Origin of the sequence: Azotobacter beijerinckii, from assembly GCF_900110885.1 — a bacterium.
GTDB lineage: Bacteria > Pseudomonadota > Gammaproteobacteria > Pseudomonadales > Pseudomonadaceae > Azotobacter > Azotobacter beijerinckii.
Map to the genome: position 1 here is coordinate 1 of NZ_FOFJ01000180.1, position 1,068 is coordinate 1,068.

General features: G+C 57.8%; 1 protein-coding gene and 1 pseudogene. One reads left to right on the forward strand and one right to left on the reverse strand.

The window, feature by feature from the left end; all coding sequences use genetic code 11:
• Nucleotides 1-60: 60 nt before the first annotated feature.
• A pseudogene (gene nudC / locus BMY22_RS23525) lies at nt 61-396 on the forward strand (NAD(+) diphosphatase); the annotation flags it as partial.
• A 563-nt stretch (nt 397-959) separates the two neighbouring features.
• On the opposite strand, the gene BMY22_RS24225 reads toward nudC, so the two are convergent.
• The coding region (locus BMY22_RS24225) for an ATP-binding protein (protein ID WP_244158990.1) at nt 960-1,068 on the reverse strand (109 nt) is incomplete at its 5' end.

Here is a 1,068-nt window from a genome sequence, read left to right on the forward strand (position 1 = left end):
ACTGTAAAAGACCGGCTCGGCCGTTAACAGACGGGGTTCATGGATCACTTACTTTCCAGCGGCGTTTATAGTACTTTGGCCGGTTTCGTCGAGCCGGGCGAGACCGTCGAGCAGTGTGTCATACGCGAGGTACGGGAAGAGGTGGGGCTCGAGATTCGGAACTCTAGGTACATCGCCAGCCAATCCTGGCCTTTCCCTCATTCGTTGATGCTGGGGTTTCATGCCGAATATGCCGGAGGCGAGATCGTTCCCCAGCCCGAGGAGATTGAGGACGCACGTTGGTTCGCTCTGACTGACTTGCCAGCGTTGCCCTCTACCTACTCGATTGCCCGTTATCTGATCGAACTCTATCGAGCACAGCGCCTCGGGCTCGGAGAGCCGTCTCGGCCAGGTTGAGTCAGGCGTTTGGGGTAGCCCTGACGGCCGCTCGGCCGGCCCATCCGGCAGCAAAACAGGGACAGGTGGGGCCGCCTCGCCCGAGCCTGCGAGTATTGGATCTACAGATCTTGGGCACCGATTTAGGTTTAGGCGAAAATCATGGCTATGTCTGAGTTAGCTGTTGCATAGCAGGCCTTCATAGCTATTTTTTCAGGAAAATCAATAGATTGAGCGTAACCGTCCGGCCAAGTTATCTGGCTTGAACCCGCCATGTTAAGAGAGGGTGTCCACCTATTTATCGTGGACACCCTCTCTAGAGCGTTTCCGTCCAGACTAGCGGTTGTAGCCAGGCCGGAATTGGGCAGCCAAGCTGAACAGAACGCAGGGGTTCGGCAACCGCTGGAGGTGGCTCATGGGATGGCGTCGAGGGCAGGATCTGCGCGATCGGGTACTGGCGGCCGACGGCCCGGTTCGCGAGGTGGCCAGGCGCTTTGCGGTGAGCGAGTCCTATGTTGTCAACGCCGACTGAAAACTGACCCACTTTGGCCCTCATTTGCCGAAGTAATAATGACCCACCTGGATCACTCGGGTTTACGGTTCTGGCGGATCACGCCCGCCTTGCGTTTATCCTTGAGTCGGTAGCTTTCTCCGGTCAGGGTGAGGATGTGGGCGTGGTGCAGGAGCCGATCC